11 protein-coding genes are annotated in these 14,166 nt (G+C 59.7%); 2 read left to right on the top strand and 9 right to left on the bottom strand.

Annotated elements, in window-relative coordinates:
• Positions 1–481: 481 nt before the first annotated feature.
• The 9 genes from LEPTO7104_RS0100110 to LEPTO7104_RS0100070 form a co-directional block, all read right to left on the bottom strand.
• Positions 482–1,555 (bottom strand): lysylphosphatidylglycerol synthase transmembrane domain-containing protein, encoded by a 1,074-nt coding sequence (locus LEPTO7104_RS0100110; RefSeq protein WP_083886967.1) that lies wholly within the window; start codon positions 1,553–1,555, stop codon positions 482–484.
• On the bottom strand, positions 1,552–2,553 hold the full coding sequence (locus tag LEPTO7104_RS0100105; protein WP_017296507.1) for a polysaccharide deacetylase family protein: 1,002 nt from the start codon (positions 2,551–2,553) through the stop codon (positions 1,552–1,554). The genes LEPTO7104_RS0100110 and LEPTO7104_RS0100105 overlap by 4 nt, the downstream gene beginning before the upstream one ends.
• Positions 2,554–3,933, bottom strand: coding sequence for a protoporphyrinogen/coproporphyrinogen oxidase (locus LEPTO7104_RS0100100; protein ID WP_017296506.1), 1,380 nt, complete (start codon positions 3,931–3,933; stop codon positions 2,554–2,556).
• A gap of 34 nt (positions 3,934–3,967) precedes the next feature.
• Complete coding sequence (locus LEPTO7104_RS0100095) at positions 3,968–4,960, bottom strand: class I SAM-dependent methyltransferase (protein ID WP_017296505.1); 993 nt, start codon at positions 4,958–4,960, stop codon at positions 3,968–3,970.
• A gap of 113 nt (positions 4,961–5,073) precedes the next feature.
• The gene (locus LEPTO7104_RS0100090; RefSeq protein ID WP_017296504.1) at positions 5,074–6,447 is read right to left on the bottom strand and encodes an NAD(P)/FAD-dependent oxidoreductase; all 1,374 of its coding nucleotides are present in this window, start codon (positions 6,445–6,447) and stop codon (positions 5,074–5,076) included.
• Between the two features lie 47 nt (positions 6,448–6,494).
• Positions 6,495–7,121 (bottom strand): acyltransferase, encoded by a 627-nt coding sequence (locus tag LEPTO7104_RS0100085; protein ID WP_017296503.1) that lies wholly within the window; start codon positions 7,119–7,121, stop codon positions 6,495–6,497.
• Between the two features lie 11 nt (positions 7,122–7,132).
• Complete coding sequence (locus LEPTO7104_RS0100080) at positions 7,133–8,158, bottom strand: Gfo/Idh/MocA family protein (RefSeq protein WP_017296502.1); 1,026 nt, start codon at positions 8,156–8,158, stop codon at positions 7,133–7,135.
• Positions 8,159–8,284: 126 nt separating this feature from the next.
• Positions 8,285–9,520 (bottom strand): DegT/DnrJ/EryC1/StrS family aminotransferase, encoded by a 1,236-nt coding sequence (locus LEPTO7104_RS0100075; RefSeq protein ID WP_026072235.1) that lies wholly within the window; start codon positions 9,518–9,520, stop codon positions 8,285–8,287.
• 107 nt (positions 9,521–9,627) lie between these two features.
• The gene (locus LEPTO7104_RS0100070) at positions 9,628–10,848 is read right to left on the bottom strand and encodes a glycosyltransferase family 2 protein (protein WP_017296500.1); all 1,221 of its coding nucleotides are present in this window, start codon (positions 10,846–10,848) and stop codon (positions 9,628–9,630) included.
• A gap of 1,047 nt (positions 10,849–11,895) precedes the next feature.
• On the opposite strand from LEPTO7104_RS0100070, the gene LEPTO7104_RS0100065 reads away from it, so the two are divergent.
• Positions 11,896–12,549: a sugar transferase gene (locus LEPTO7104_RS0100065; RefSeq protein WP_017296499.1), complete on the top strand. Its 654-nt coding sequence runs from the start codon at positions 11,896–11,898 to the stop codon at positions 12,547–12,549.
• Positions 12,550–12,938: 389 nt separating this feature from the next.
• Positions 12,939–14,159, top strand: coding sequence for a glycosyltransferase (locus LEPTO7104_RS0100060; RefSeq protein WP_017296498.1), 1,221 nt, complete (start codon positions 12,939–12,941; stop codon positions 14,157–14,159).
• The last annotated feature ends 7 nt before the right edge of the window (positions 14,160–14,166 follow it).

Here is a 14,166-nt window from a genome sequence, read left to right as displayed (position 1 = left end):
CTTTAGGCATACCCCTGGCCAACATCTTCGGCACCAGCGCCTCTATCTAAAAAGTACTTGCCAGAAAAAAACAGCGCTTAGCTGATTGCGATAACGCGCTTTCAGTTAACGTATTGCACCGCAGGATGCCAAAATTTTAGGCCAAAACAAATAGCTGCTTTCAAGACACCAAGGTGCTCCGGCGTGGGCAAAACACGACAACCACTGCATCTGGACTTCAAACCCAAGAAAATCCCAGAAAGCCTGCATTACTAATATAGCTGTAGCCAGTCTGGCTAAGACATATCTTCTATGAACGCTCAACGTTCGAACGCTCATAGGGTTTCTGGATGTCCTAACCAGCGTGACTATGGCTATAGCAACTGCGGCGAGCAATGCCCCCACCGCAAGGCCTGAAGCGCTCCGAATTTGAGCGGTTTGAACTGTTGCGATCGCGATTTGCTGAGGGAAGTGAACCACGGTCAGACCGCTTGGTCAAAGCTCACCCCTGGGGCGGGGACGATTTTGACAGGGGAGCCGACGGCATCGACCGAGCGGTGGATGGCTGCCGCTTGGGCGTGAAGTCGGCGGTACGCAGGCCCAGGCTGAGGGCAATGGCGGCGGCGATGACGGGCACGGTTATGTACATCAAAAACCGCATAATAACGGCGTAGGCAACCACCTGATCTACGGGCACGCCGTAGAGTCCGAGGGCGTAGCGTAGCCCTGCTTCAAAGGGGCCAATGTAGCCGGGGGAGGAGGGCAGGGCGATCGCCAGGGCGGTGGCACTCTGGGTAAAAAAGGCTCCCCAAACTCCCACTATGTCAATATTTAGCGCTTTCAAAACGGCCCAGTAGGTAATGCCATTGAGGCCCCAGCTCAGCACCGCCTGCCCAAGGGCAATGCCGGTGCGACGGGGCTGCCGCAGCACCTCTAACCCATTTAAAAATCCACCCACCAGGCGCGTCAGCCACTGGCCAAAGCCAGCCAGCCCCAGGCGGCGGCAGAGAGCGGCAATGGCGGCCAAAATAGGCTCCGGAAAGCGGGCCGACAGCAGCAGCAGCAGCCAAACCGTCACAATCGCTGTCGCCAGCCAAACCAGCGCCTCCACCACCAGGGAGTCGGTGGGTAGCCCGCCTGCCGCTGCGGCCAACACCAGCAGGCCAAACACCACGCCCACATCCAGCAGGCGCTCGACCACAATGGTGCCGAGGGAAGGGCCAAAGGGCACCGCATCCAGGCGGTTGAGCAGGGCCGAACGGACAAATTCTCCGGCGTGGGCGGGCAGCACGCTGCTGGCCCCGTACCCGACAAAGGTGGCCATTAGACGCGATCGAAACCGTCCGGGCCGCACGCTGCCCGACAGCAGGGTGCCCCAGCGCCAGGCCCGCACCCAAAATACCGCCATGTAGGCCAGCCAGCCGACTAAAACCCAGCCCCAGTGGGCCTGGCGCAGGCTGGCCCAGACTTCCCCAGGCCGGGCATCGCGCAGCGCCCAGGTGAGCAGCGTCACGGTCAGCGCGGCGACCATGGCCAGGTATAGACTGCGGCGTAAAAGTCTGGCGCGGTGGCTCATAGGGCTTTGGCCAGGGTGGGGGCGAGCGGGCGGTGGGGCAGGCGACGCGTTTCGGCCACTAGCTCGGCGTGCTGGCCCACGGGCACAACGCTAAACTGGCGGTTTAGCAGGGCGATCGCGCCCCTCAGCGTCTCTAGCTTGTGGTCGCTGGGCAGGTTCATGGCCGGAAAGAAGGCCAGTTCCGGCACGTCCTCTGCCCCCAAAAAGTCGAGCGGGTGCAGCAGCAGCGAAGGCTGGGTGCGGGTGAGGCGGCACAGCAGCAGAGCGGTGCGAAAGTAGAGCAGGGCCAGGGGCCGCGAAAACACACTTATATATAAGATGTAGCTGAAGTGAATCGGCACCTTGAAGATGGGCATGGTGGTGACCGGCATCTCCAGCAGGGTGGTGTCGGCCATCTGCCACCAGTAGGGGTTCAGGGGCTGAAACCCGTCGCTGACCTTGCCAAACAGAGCCTTGCGTTTTTCGCGCTCGGCCTTGCTCAGCTTGGCGGTCATAAAGTAGTAGGCCCGCGCCAGGGGACCCAAAATGCTGGGAAACGTTGAGGCGTCGTAGCGGTAGCCCCGCCGGGCCAGCACGTTGAGCACGGCGGGCGAAAAGCTGTAGCCGGGGCCGCGAAACCCGCGCAGCTTTTTGCCGGTGAGCGGCTCGATCGCCCGTTCGGCGCTGGCCAACTCCTGCTCAATTTCGGCCTCTGAATACAGGTGCAGCCACGACTCGTGGTGAAAGGAGTGGTTGCCAATTTCGTGGCCCGCTGCGGCGATCGCCCGAATGGCACGGTGATTTTTGGGCTGGGCGGCATCCTGCCCAACGATGAAAAAGGTGATGGTGAGGCCAAAGTCGGCCAGCAACGCCAGGGCGCGGGGCACCACCGCATCGAGGTAGGAGGGCAGCGCTTCCCAGCCCGGATCGCCGTGGATCTTCATGTAGGACCACTGGTTGTCGAGGTCGAGGGAGAGGCTGGCAATCGGTTTCCGTCTGGGCTTCGGGGTTAGGACCATTTAGTTCACCAGGGCAAGGGTAGAGGCTGGAGCGTTCGAGGCGGGAGGAGAACTCAGCGCCCGGGTCTGATCCTGGGTGCGCCAGTAGATGTCCTCCATTAAAATGTGGGCGAACTCGCCGTTGCGGCCCAGGCTGTAGAGTCCGGCAATGCCGGTACCGGCCTCAAACCGCTGGCGATCGCCCTCGTACTCGTTCAGGTAGACCGGGTAGGCGATCGGGGTCTTGAGCGCCCGCGCCCCCAGGTAGCGCCGCCGAATGTCTGGAATTAGGGGTTCCAGGTGGTCGAGGCAAAACTGGCCCAGGCTCTCGTCGTCCATGCTCCAGATCGCGTCCCCCACCTGACAGCCAATATCGACGGTGATCAGGGTTTTGCCCTCCGGGGCCAGCCAGGGCATCGACAGGGGTGTTTCAGTGAGCCGAAAAGTGGGAAACTTTGCTTCGGGCAGCCACAGCACCGTATCCGGCAGCAGCCCCCGACCCTCCAGGCGCAGGTTGACAAAGACCATGGGCCGATAGCGGAACCGGGCCATGGCGGCGACGCGATCGCTCCCTTTAACCAGGCGGGCCAGCAGCGGGCAGGGGGCGGTGCTGATCACCGCAGAAACCGGCTGCTCCTGGCCGTTGACCCGCACCGCCTGAACCTGCTCGTTCTCGACTAAAATGGCCTCGACCGGAGTTTCCAGGTGAATGGCTGACTCCAAACCCTGGGCGAGCTGGGCGCAGAGGGTACCCAGGCCGCCCTCGGGGTAGACGTGCCACAGCTGGGGGTGTTCGGGCATTTCGTGGCTGTAGCCGTTGGCCACCGCCCGCCCGCTCAGCTTGGCGGCCAGCTTCAGGTAAAGGGCCTGGGCAATGCCCCCCTGGAGCTTGTTACCCACCGCCGCCGACAGCTCCGCCGCCGGAGCCCCCGACCAGGCCTCTAGCAGGGGCAGGGCCACCTCGTCGGCGAGCGCGCGACCGTAGGTGTAGCGAAACCAGTCTGCGGCCGAGCGGTTGACCAAATGGGGATCGGCGGGCCGCAGCCGACTGGCCAGGCCGTCGCGCAGGTAGCGGGGATTGCCCAGCAGGCCAAAGGGATAGCCGTAGGTGCGGCCGTGGATATGGACCGACTCGCCGTAGTAGCGCACTGTGCGGCAGCGATCGCCAATGCCCACCGCCGCCGCCAGGCGATTGGTGATGAAGTGGGCGCCGAAGTCGTAGGTAAACCCGTCGTCGTCGTGAAAGCTCTGGGCCAGACCGGCGATCGCCTTACCAGCCTCGTAGACGATTACCGATTGGCCCCGGCGGCGCAGGCTGGCGGCGGCGGCGAGGCCGGCCAGGCCCGCGCCGAGAACGGCCACGGGGGCACGGCAGTCAGAATTTGCCTCGAAATTTGCCATGGTAGTGCTCCTCAACGGCAGCTAAAGTCTGGTCCTAGGGGCGTCTGAGGACCACCCGCAGCAGCGCCCCTCGACCAGCGGTTTGAAACCCCATATCGACTATGGTGAAGACCCCTAGGGCCAGGGTTGACTTGAGGCTAAACAGATTGATCAGCCAGGCGGGGGCGCCCCAGTCCACCAGGCTGTTGCGGATGGAATAGACCCAGTTCACCGGGCTGACCAGGGTGCCTAGACTCTCCAAATCCATCTCCACCCGACTGGCCAGGGCGCGAATGGTGGCCGGGTTAAACAGATTCCAGTGGCGAGGAAAATGATAGCCGCCCCAGTGCCGTCGCTTAAACAGAGCAAAATCGAGGGTGGCGGTGTTGTCGGTGACAATCACCAGTCGCCCGCCGGGCTTGAGCCGCGATCGCACCGCCCGCACCACCGCCACCGGGTCGTCGACATGCTCAATGGTGGCGATCATAAAGGCCAAATCGTAGCTGGCCGAGGGCAAATCAGCGGTTTGAACCGTGCCGTGGTGCACCTGTAGCCCTCGCCGCTGGGCAGCCGTAGCCGCCAGGGGGCTGGGGTCTACCCCCTCCAGCTGCCAGTCAGGCTGGCCGTACTGCCGCAGCAAATCGAGGTGAAAGCCATCGCCGCAGCCCACATCGAGAATGCGGGCCTGGGCCGGTAGACCGCGACAGTACGCTAGCAGGCGCCGGGCCTCGAGCCAGCGCCGCACCCGATAGACAAACCCAAAGGCCTCAGCCGAAAACTCAAAGGCGTGGTAGTCGGGCGGATAGATTTGGGCCAGAGTTTCGTTACTGGGGCGGGGGTTGAGATACACCAGGCCGCAGCGGCGGCACTGCATCGCCAAAAAATAGTCGGGGCTGGTGCGGTACTCAAAATCTTCACCCACCGCCATCGGCGCGGCGTCATCGCTGTCGCAGACGCAGCAGCGGGTGGCGGTCATGGTCAGTGGGGCGGCCCCCCGGCGGCGCGGGGCACCCCACTGGGGTCGGGCTGAGGTAATGAGGCTGTCCATAGAGGCGGGATAACGGCTGGGGTAACGACTGGTTTGAAATGGACTAAACGTCGGGAACCGCGAACGGGAGAAAGGCGTCCCAGAAAGCGTCCCAGTGTTCAAGGCATGGGCATTCAGGACAAGGACACCGAGGCCGGTTGGGTATAGGCAACGCTGCGGGCCACCCCGATCTGACTCAGCTGGGCCGCTGTTTGGTTGGCCAACTGCACCGTTTCGTTGACGTTGAGGGTGCCGTTGAGAATGTGGGCCGAGTTGACGATGTGCAGCCCCGGCACCGAGGTGTGAACCGGGGGCAGGCTGCGCGAGTAGTTGAGGGTCGAAATGGCCAGCACGTGGCGCACCCGCGACACCTGAAAAGCCAGCAGATCGCTGCGCTGAAAGTGGGGATACATCTGCTCTAGGGCCCTGACAAATCGCTCCTGAAGCTCGGCATCGGTGAGGTCAAAGGCGGCATCCTGGGGGTCGACGTATTTGGGCAAGTAGACCAGGGTGCGATCGCCAAATTCAGCGGTATCCACCAGCGTCGTCATCTCGATGACGCCGGTAAAGGGCACCCAGCCGTCGGTGATGTTGGTGACGTAGTAGGGCGACAGGGGATGCCGCAGCAGCAGCGAGGCGCAGATAATCCCCTGGTACTGAATGCCCTGGTGGCGCAGGGCCTCCTCGGGCGAAAGCTGGGGGCACAGCCGCAGGGCAATGGGCGATGGCGTTGTCACCACCACCTGATCAAAGCTCTCGCGCTGCCCCTCCCCCAGATCAACGACCAGCCTGCCGTTCTGGCGTTCCACTGAGGAAATCGCGCTGTTTAGTCGCACATCCACCCCGGCCTGGCGCAGCACTTGCCCAAAGCGGTGCAGCAGGCGGGCGTAGCCACCGGGCAGGTAGCCAAACATCTCTTTTTTCAGGCCGGTGCGCCGGGCCGCGTAGAGCCGAGCGATGATCGCCCAGATAAAGGCGGCGGAGGCCTTGCGGTAGTTTTCTCCTAATTTCGATCGCAGCAGCGGCAGCCAAAACCGCCGCAGGGTGCGGCGGCCCGACCAGCGCTGTAGCCAGGTGGTGACGGGAATTTGCTCCAGGCGCTGCCAGTGCTTGATGCGCGAAGCCAGGATAATCGTAAACCCCAGCCGCAGCTTATCCACCAGGCCCAGGGGCGGAAACTGCAAGAACTCCAGGGCGTTGCTCACCGAGTACAGTTCGCCATCGGCATAGACCCCGGTTTTGGTTTCTACCCAGCGCATGGCCTGCTCCAGCTCCAGCTCTTGCAGCAGCGATCGCAGGTGCAGATCCGACAGCAGGGTGACGTGGTAGTGGCGATCCCAGGTGAGGTCGCCCAGCTGCCAGGCGCTGGCCAGCCCGCCCAGTTCTGGAGCCGCCTCAAACACCGTCACCCGGTGCCCCTGCTGGGCCAGCCGCAGCGCCAGGGTGAGGCCGAGCAGCCCGCCCCCCACAATGCCCCAGCGCTGGGAATCGACAGAATGTGTGGTCATACAGCGTTCGATGTAAACGTCATTCTCAGGAAACGACCCTTTCAGGCCTAGGCGGCTGGTGGGTTCAGCTCAAACACTTCGCGGTCCTTGACCTGGTAGTCTAGCCCGCAGGCTGAGCAGGTCAGGGTGGCCTCAAAGTGCTCGGCCGCGGGGAAGCGCATCAGGGGCTGGCCGCAGCGGCAGACGCAGCCCACCGATCGCGCCGGTACCCCGTAGGCCAGGTGAAAGTCGGGCACGGAGCGAGTCACCACCGAGCCCATGCCCACCATGGCAAAGCGGCCAATGGTGAGGTCGTTGCCAATGGTGCAGTTAGCGCCAATGGTGGCTCCCTCGCGCACCCGAGTCAGCAGAGTGTGCTCATCGGGTTCGGAGGGGTAGGGCTGCTTTAGATCGACCGTGGTCGCCCGGGGAAAGCGATCGTTGGTGAAGATCGTGCCCGCGCTCACCATGACGCCATCTTCGAGGGTGACGCCGTTGCAGATGTAGACCATGGCGTTGATCTTGACCCGATGGCCAATCTCAACGCCGTAGGCAATGTAGCTTTTGCCCCCCACAATGCACTGGTCGCCCAGCCGGGTTGAGTGGCGAATGTGGGCGTTGTCCCACACCGAGGTGCCCTCCCCCAGGACAACCCCGGCTTCGACATTGGCGGTGGGGTGAATGCGAACTCCCATGGATAACGCCCCTAGGCCACCGCCAGATTGGCGGCAACACCGTTTTCACTGGAGGCGATCGCGGTCCAGCGGCTCTGGTAGAGGGCGCGGTAGGCCGCCTCCACGGCATCCACCGAGGCAACGCCGTCATCAGCGGTAATCAGCAGCGTCTCTTGCCCCCAAATGGCCCGCGAGAAATTGTCGATCTGGCTGCCGAACGCCTGCACCTTGTTGTAGCCCTGGCCAAAGACAATCCACTCGGAGCTAGAGGACTGACGGTACTTGGACTCTTTCCAGCCCACGGAAATAGTGCCCTGGGAGCCGTAGATGCGGATGTAGTAGTCCAGCTCTTTGTTGATGCTCCAGGAGAGATCGATATTGCCCATGATGCCGCTGTGGTTCTTGGCAAAGATGCGCACCGTATCCTCCACCGGCAGCCCCTGAATTCGCTTGCCTTCTACCACCTGCACCTCGGCCAGGGGACCCAGAAAATAGCGCATGATGTCTAGGGAGTGGGTGCCGTTGTCGATCAGCACGCCCCCGCCGCTGATCGCAGGGTTGGCATTCCACCGGTTAGCCATGTCTACCCGAGCGGTAAAGGCGTTCTCAAACAGCACAATTTGGCCCAGAATGCCCGACTCAACGATGCTCTTGGCTTTGATCACATCGTCCACATAGCGAAACTTAGAGGCCATGGTCAAAATCACCCCGGCCTCCTGGGCTACGGTGCGCATGGCCCGAGCATCTTCTCCCTTGATGCTGAGGGGTTTTTCGCAGAGCACGTGGATCTGCCGCCGCAGAAAGTAAACGCCGATTTCCCGGTGAGTGACGGGGGGAGTGCAGATGACAACAGCATCTAGATCCAGCGCTTCCGCCATCGCCTCGTAGGAGGTAAAGCTTTGGCAACCGGCGCTTTCGGCCATGGCGGCGGCAGCCTCGGAGCGCACATCGGCAACGCCCATCAGCTCGGCCACAGCGGACTTTTCAAACGCCTGGGCGTAGGCTTGGGCAATTCCTCCGGCCCCAACCAGGCCAAACTTTACGGTCTGCTTAGACATCGTTATCTACCTCAAATTTCTAAAAAGTCTGCACAATACGCTCAAATCCGGGCAATTAGCCCTCCTGTTTTTGCCTGCGCCCTGTGGCGTAGGCAAAAACAGGAGGGCTAACGCCGCTAAATCGTTCTATTGCTTCAGTGCCGCGATCGCGCTGTGAATCGCCTCGGCAATGTAGTCAATGTGCTCGTCGGTATAGGCTTCGTTCCAGGGCAGCACCAGCACTTTCTCTAGCCCTTCAAAGGTGCCGGGAAACTTCTCGGCGCTGTAGTCGAGGGCTTCGGGGCGAGCGTGGGTAAAGGGAAAGCGGGAGTTGCCAAAGGTGCGCTGCTTGGCAAACACTTCGCAGCGAAAGGCGGGTTTTTGAATGTAGCGGGGGGCCGAGAAAATACCGCGCTCGGCTTTTAGCCACTGGGCCAGGCCCACGGCTCCCCCTTGGATGACGTCGCCGTCTACCCGCAGACAGTACTTCCAGTAGACGTGGGTATCGTTGGGGTGGTGGTAGGGCGGTTCAACCCCGGCCAGGCCCTGAAGTTTTTGCGTTAGCTTGGCGGCCCCGGCCTGGCGCTGGGCGACAACCCCATCGAGCTTGGGCAGCTGGGCGCAGGCCACCGCCCCCTGGAGCTCGGTCATGCGGTAGTTGGGGGCCAAAAAGTAGTGATCGGGTTTTTTGTCGCCGTAGCCCCAGGCTTTGTTGATAAACAGCCACATCTTGCGGGCCATGATCGGGTTGTTGGTGACCACAATGCCGCCTTCGCCCGTGGTGATGTGCTTGCCCTGCTGCAGGCTAAAGCAGCCAATATCGCCCAGGGTGCCGACGGGCTGACCGTTTTGGGTGGCCATGAAAGCCTGGGCCGCATCTTCGATCACGGGAATGCCGCGCGATCGCGCCAGCTCCATGATTTCGCCCATGGCGCAGGGGTTGCCAAACAGGTGGGTGACGATAATGGCGCGGGTGCGGTCGCTAATGCAGGGTTCAATGGTGGCCGCCGTCACGTTCCAGGTGCGGGGGTCGACATCGGCAAACATCGGCACCGCGCTCTGGTACAGAATGCTGCTCAGTGCCCCCATATCGGTAATGGAGGTGGTAATAATCTCATCGCCGGGGCAGGGGTTGATCGCCGCCACCGCCGTATGAATAGCCGCCGACCCCGATGAGCAGGCGTAGGCGTAGCCAACCCCAATTTTTTCGGCAAACTGAGTCTCTAGAGATTTTACAAACGTCCCCTTGGTGCTGGTCAGGGTGCCGCTCTGGATGGCCTCGGTCAGCAGCAAAATTTCTTCAGACCCCAGGGTGCGACCAGTACTGTCCTGATCGTTCGGCAACTGCATACGCACAGGGGTGGCAGGAAGGGTATTAACCATAGGACGTGGCTCCTTAAAATACTGTTTAGGAAATTCAGAATCTAAGCTCTGGCCCCGCCGGGGCCGAGGGCAAAATTTGAAACGGGAACACAAAATCTATAGGGATCTCAGTCATTGGGGCGATCGCAGACTGTCTCAGCATGCGAATCGCCCTGGTCGCCCTGGCCCGACTGAGACCTTCGCCTCGCGGTCATGCCGAGGTAAAACATTTCCTCGAAGTAGCGCTTGTTCTGCACCGCCAGCAGCCCCATGCCAAACAGCTGAATCGCCAGCATCAGGGCCATTCCGGCCAGCAGGTAGGAGTGGGGAAACATGCCGCCCCCCAGTCCCAGAGCGGTTTCCTGGGGGGAGAGCGATCGCAGACTGCCCAGGTAGGCCAGCAGACCGTGCAGACTCAATCCTATGGCCAGCCCAAAGAAGGCCAGACTGGGCAGCACGAAAAAGATGACCGGGCGAAACAAAAACCCAAAGAAGAACATTGACCAGGTATGCCCCAGGATTTTCATACTGGAGCGACGCTGGGGCTTCTTTATCGCCCGCTGCTGGCGCTGTGAACTCCAGCAGAGATGGGCTGGCACCTCCTCAATCCGCTCGTGCAGCAGCATCGCCTTGTGCAGAATTTCTGGGTTTACCTCCATCCCCGGCGAGAGCAGGCTCAGAGACCGCACAAAGTCGCCGTCGTAGGCTCTGACCAAGCCGGTTAGGGTTGACACCTGGCGCTTTGCGGTCACTGCCAGAAAGCGGTTGGCCCAGAGACTGAGCTTTCGCCGCAGCCAGGGAACATTAGAGACCTGGCCCCCCGTCATATAGGGAGAAGCGACCACCACTTTGGCCTGGGTGCGGCGCAGGTGGGTCAGCAGATGTTCTACGTGCTCTGGCGCGTAGGATAGATCGAGATCCAGGGTGACCACATAGTCGCCCCGGCTCACCCCTACCCCCGACTGAAGCGCCTGGCCCAGCCCACCGTTGACCAGGTGATGCAAGACCTGAACCTGGCGCTTGCCCCGGGCAAACTGCTCAGCTACCGCCGCCGTATCGTCAAAACTGCCATCGTTGACCACAATCAGTTCCCAACGATAGCTTGACTCCAGCGCTGCCATGTAGTCGCAGAGTCGGGTCAAGTTTTGGGTTAGCAAAGCCGCTTCATTGAACGCAGGCACAACCAGCGAAACCAGTGGTCTGGTCGCGTCTCTGCCTGGGCCAGGGCGATCGGGGCTCGGTACAGCAACGGCTGAACCGCTGACGCCATCAGTGCTAACGGCATCGGCGCCATCGCGGTTGCCCTCCGATGACCTCAAACTGTGGCCCAAACGGGAAAAACTAACCATCGCCACACCCTAACTAACTCCAAAAAGTCGTTTAGCTTGAGGATCATTTCACCAGACCCCAACCGCTAACTCCCGCAGTAAGCCAATCCTAAATCTGGCTCACAGCAGTCCTGGGACACACAACAACTGGAATATCTAGAAACCTTATAAACCCTTGACTTGCCTACAACGTGAGATAAACAACGACCACATGAACGACCAAAACCTTTAGCCCGAGACTCCTATGCCCAGGTCCAATGCCTAACTACAGTGCTTTACAGGGATGTCTACGTGTATCTCACTAGAGCACCAGCGTTGTCAATCTTTTATAAGAAAGACTTATAAGTATCAATACGGATTTCGCTGGAAGAAAAATAACTGCGAAAGCTACCCAAATTTCGGAAAATACGGTCATCCCCTGCCTGCCCCTCGAATCCCAAAATGCTTGCAAACAAAAGAATTCAGAAAATATTTTGATTGAAATTCAAAAATCGAGCGATTGCCGCTAGTAACAAAAAATACAATTAAGTTGGGAGTCGCCCATAGGGCTGACTTAATTATTCTGCTTTACAAAAGCTACCAACTAGATCTTGGGCTTGATTCCCTAAGCAGACTAGCTCCGCATCGGCGTGGCACTGCTGTTTTGTCCTAGACTGTTGCTGCTGTAAGGCTTGAGTCGGTACATTCAGGCCTTTCCAGCGAGGAAGTCCTAAAAATGCGGTGCGGCCGGTTACGGTACCAATGCATGCCTAGATTTGTCAAATGATTTTGGGCAAGTTTATGCTTAGGTCATAAAGCGACCTAAATTCAGTCAAGAGACTAAAAACCTTCCGGATGAAGTTGCGATGCTTCAGCTTCTCTTATCATTCATTGTGCTTTCTCAATAGATCTGATAAATCAATTCTCAGTAGAACTTCAGTGCTGTTAAAGGCCGTCGCCTGTCTCAATGGTTCTTTGGTTAGGCCTGGCACAAGTTCTACGACCGCTGATTTTGTGTGTTCCAGACAGTTGTGTTCCGAACGTTTGTGGTGTAGCAACAAGTAGGGTGATTGGAGTGGATCAGGGTCTATGCTCAAAGGTCGAGAGGTGGTCTCAGACCCTAGGGTGCTTTCGTACCATAGGTCAGTGTACTCAACCCCTAAGCGCTGCTTAGATTTTCTAGGCAGCCTGGTTGGGCTGGTTGTTTTGGGTATTGCTATTCTGCCGATTGCGATCGCTATTGGTTTAGATAGTCCGGGGCCAGTTTTCTTTTGCCAGCGGCGCCATGGACTGGGGGGTAATCAGTTTACACTCTACAAATTTCGCTCGATGGTAGTGGGGGCTGAAGCACTCAAGCGTTTGGTAGCCAATGAGAGTTCTGGCCATGTTTTTAAGAATGCTAACGATCCCAGAGTCACTCGCGTAGGACGGTTTTTAAGGAGGACCAGCCTGGATGAACTACCCCAGTTTTGGAACGTTTTCCGAGGGGAAATGAGCCTGGTGGGCACTCGCCCGCCCACCCCCGATGAGGTGCAGCATTACAGCGATCGCCACTGGCAGCGACTGCGCGTAAAGCCTGGTATGACGGGGGAATGGCAGGTTGCGGGGCGATCGAATATCAAGGATTTTGAGGCCATCATAGACCTCGACCTGAGGTATCAGGCCGTCTGGACTATCTGGTACGACGTCTTGCTAATCCTTAGAACCTTGGGAGTTTTGCTGAAGCGATCGGGCTCCTGCTGAGGCTCATAATGGCCCGGGCAGATGCGTTAATTCAGCGTGTTTTCTGCATCCATAGCTACAGTTTACAGTCAGGTCAGGTCTTGCTGATTTAAGCAGGCCGAGTTAGCGTCTGTACCTGCTTTTATGCCGGGCAAAAGTGCTTCAGAATCGGCGCTAGCTTGGCCTCAAATTCCTGGGTTTATTCCGGTTTGTGAGGAATTGTAAGGAAGATGAGAATCTTTAAATCCGATTGATTGGCTCACTCGTATGGGCAGGGGGTTTGTAGTCTAAATTTTTTGGAAACGGCGGATTTTTTAATTTTGGCCCTGAAGGTGCTTACTCTCGATCGCCCCTGCTGAGGGCAGCGATCGCTGGCTAGCAGCCGGAAGATATCCATTCACTAAGCATCTATGAGAAAGCCGGTTTTAACTATCTTTTATCAGTTTGATCCCTGGCGATCATCTATCGGCGGGATTCAGACCGTGGTGCGCAACTTTATTAAGTTTGCGCCCGCCGAATTTGATGTGCGGTTAGTCGGCATTGAGGCTGGTAATGGCGCTGTGGGTACCTGGCAGCGGCGAGAGTTGGCGGGTCGAGAGGTAGAGTTTTTTCCGCTTTTTCAACAGGCGGACGACGATCGCCGCCGCCTGATTCCCACCTCTCTGCGCTATTCCCTGGGGCTTTGGCGGCAGTCTTTGGCCTCCGATTTCATGCACTTTCACCGGCTAGAGCCGACGCTGTTTACCTACCACTGGCCGGGGCAAAAGATGCTGTTTGTCCACAACGACATCCACCAGCAGATGCGCTCAGAGGAGGTCAAGGGCATTCTGTGGCGACAGTTTCCCGGCCTCTACTTCGCCCTGGAGCGGCAGCTGCTGCCGCAGTTTGAGCAGATTCTCTCCTGTAACTCAGAGTCGACGGCGCTCTACCAGCAGCGCTACCCCCGGCTGGCCGCGCGTATATCACTGGTGCGCAATAGCTTTGACAGCGATGTCTTCTATCCGCTGGCTGAGGAGGAACGGCAGCAGAGTCGCCGCCAGCAGGCAGAGCAGTTGGGTCTGCCTGAAAACACTCAGTTTCTCTTGTTTGCGGGGCGGCTGCACCCCCAGAAGGATCCGCTGCTGCTGCTGCGATCGCTGGCCTGCCTGGCCGATGCCAGAGTTCATCTCCTGATTGCGGGCGACGGAGAACTGGCGGCAACTCTGGCCGCCGAGCGCGATCGCCTGCGGTTGCAAGGCCGCGTCACGCTGCTGGGGCCGGTGGATCAGATGGCGCTGGCCCATCTGCACCGTCTGGCCAGCGCCTTTGTGCTGACCAGCGCCTACGAAGGCCTGCCGCTGGTGGTGCTAGAGGCCCTGGCCTGCGGTACGCCAGTGGTGACCACCATCGCTGGTGAAACGCCCCGTCTGCTGGAGGCAGGGTGCGGCCTAGTGTGCCGCGATCGCCAGCCAGCCACCGTTGCCGCCGCGTGGGAAGCCGTGCTGCGGCACCCCGACCAATTTCCCAGCCTGGCCTGTGTGCAAAATGCCCGTCCCTACAGCGCCAAAACCGTGGTTGAAGGCGTTTATAGCGACATGCTTAGCCGCTGGCACAACAACAATTTGATGTCTGTCCAGCGCGCATTTACCTGAGGAGTGA

Origin of the sequence: Nodosilinea nodulosa PCC 7104 (assembly GCF_000309385.1) — a bacterium.
GTDB classification, from domain to species: domain Bacteria; phylum Cyanobacteriota; class Cyanobacteriia; order Phormidesmidales; family Phormidesmidaceae; genus Nodosilinea; species Nodosilinea nodulosa.
This window is presented reverse-complemented; position numbering and strand designations above follow the sequence as displayed.

Excerpts from the sequence above, each read along its gene's own strand:
- LEPTO7104_RS0100075 (WP_026072235.1), bottom strand. The coding sequence starts at position 9,520 with ATGGTTAATACCCTTCCTGCCACCCCTGTGCGTATGCAGTTGCCGAAC.
- LEPTO7104_RS0100070 (WP_017296500.1), bottom strand. The coding sequence starts at position 10,848 with ATGGTTAGTTTTTCCCGTTTGGGCCACAGTTTGAGGTCATCGGAGGGC.
- LEPTO7104_RS0100100 (WP_017296506.1), bottom strand. The coding sequence starts at position 3,933 with ATGGCAAATTTCGAGGCAAATTCTGACTGCCGTGCCCCCGTGGCCGTT.
- LEPTO7104_RS0100065 (WP_017296499.1), top strand. The coding sequence starts at position 11,896 with ATGCTCAAAGGTCGAGAGGTGGTCTCAGACCCTAGGGTGCTTTCGTAC.
- LEPTO7104_RS0100085 (WP_017296503.1), bottom strand. The coding sequence starts at position 7,121 with ATGGGAGTTCGCATTCACCCCACCGCCAATGTCGAAGCCGGGGTTGTC.
- LEPTO7104_RS0100080 (WP_017296502.1), bottom strand. The coding sequence starts at position 8,158 with ATGTCTAAGCAGACCGTAAAGTTTGGCCTGGTTGGGGCCGGAGGAATT.
- LEPTO7104_RS0100090 (WP_017296504.1), bottom strand. The coding sequence starts at position 6,447 with ATGACCACACATTCTGTCGATTCCCAGCGCTGGGGCATTGTGGGGGGC.
- LEPTO7104_RS0100105 (WP_017296507.1), bottom strand. The coding sequence starts at position 2,553 with ATGGTCCTAACCCCGAAGCCCAGACGGAAACCGATTGCCAGCCTCTCC.
- LEPTO7104_RS0100095 (WP_017296505.1), bottom strand. The coding sequence starts at position 4,960 with ATGGACAGCCTCATTACCTCAGCCCGACCCCAGTGGGGTGCCCCGCGC.
- LEPTO7104_RS0100110 (WP_083886967.1), bottom strand. The coding sequence starts at position 1,555 with ATGAGCCACCGCGCCAGACTTTTACGCCGCAGTCTATACCTGGCCATG.
- LEPTO7104_RS0100060 (WP_017296498.1), top strand. The coding sequence starts at position 12,939 with ATGAGAAAGCCGGTTTTAACTATCTTTTATCAGTTTGATCCCTGGCGA.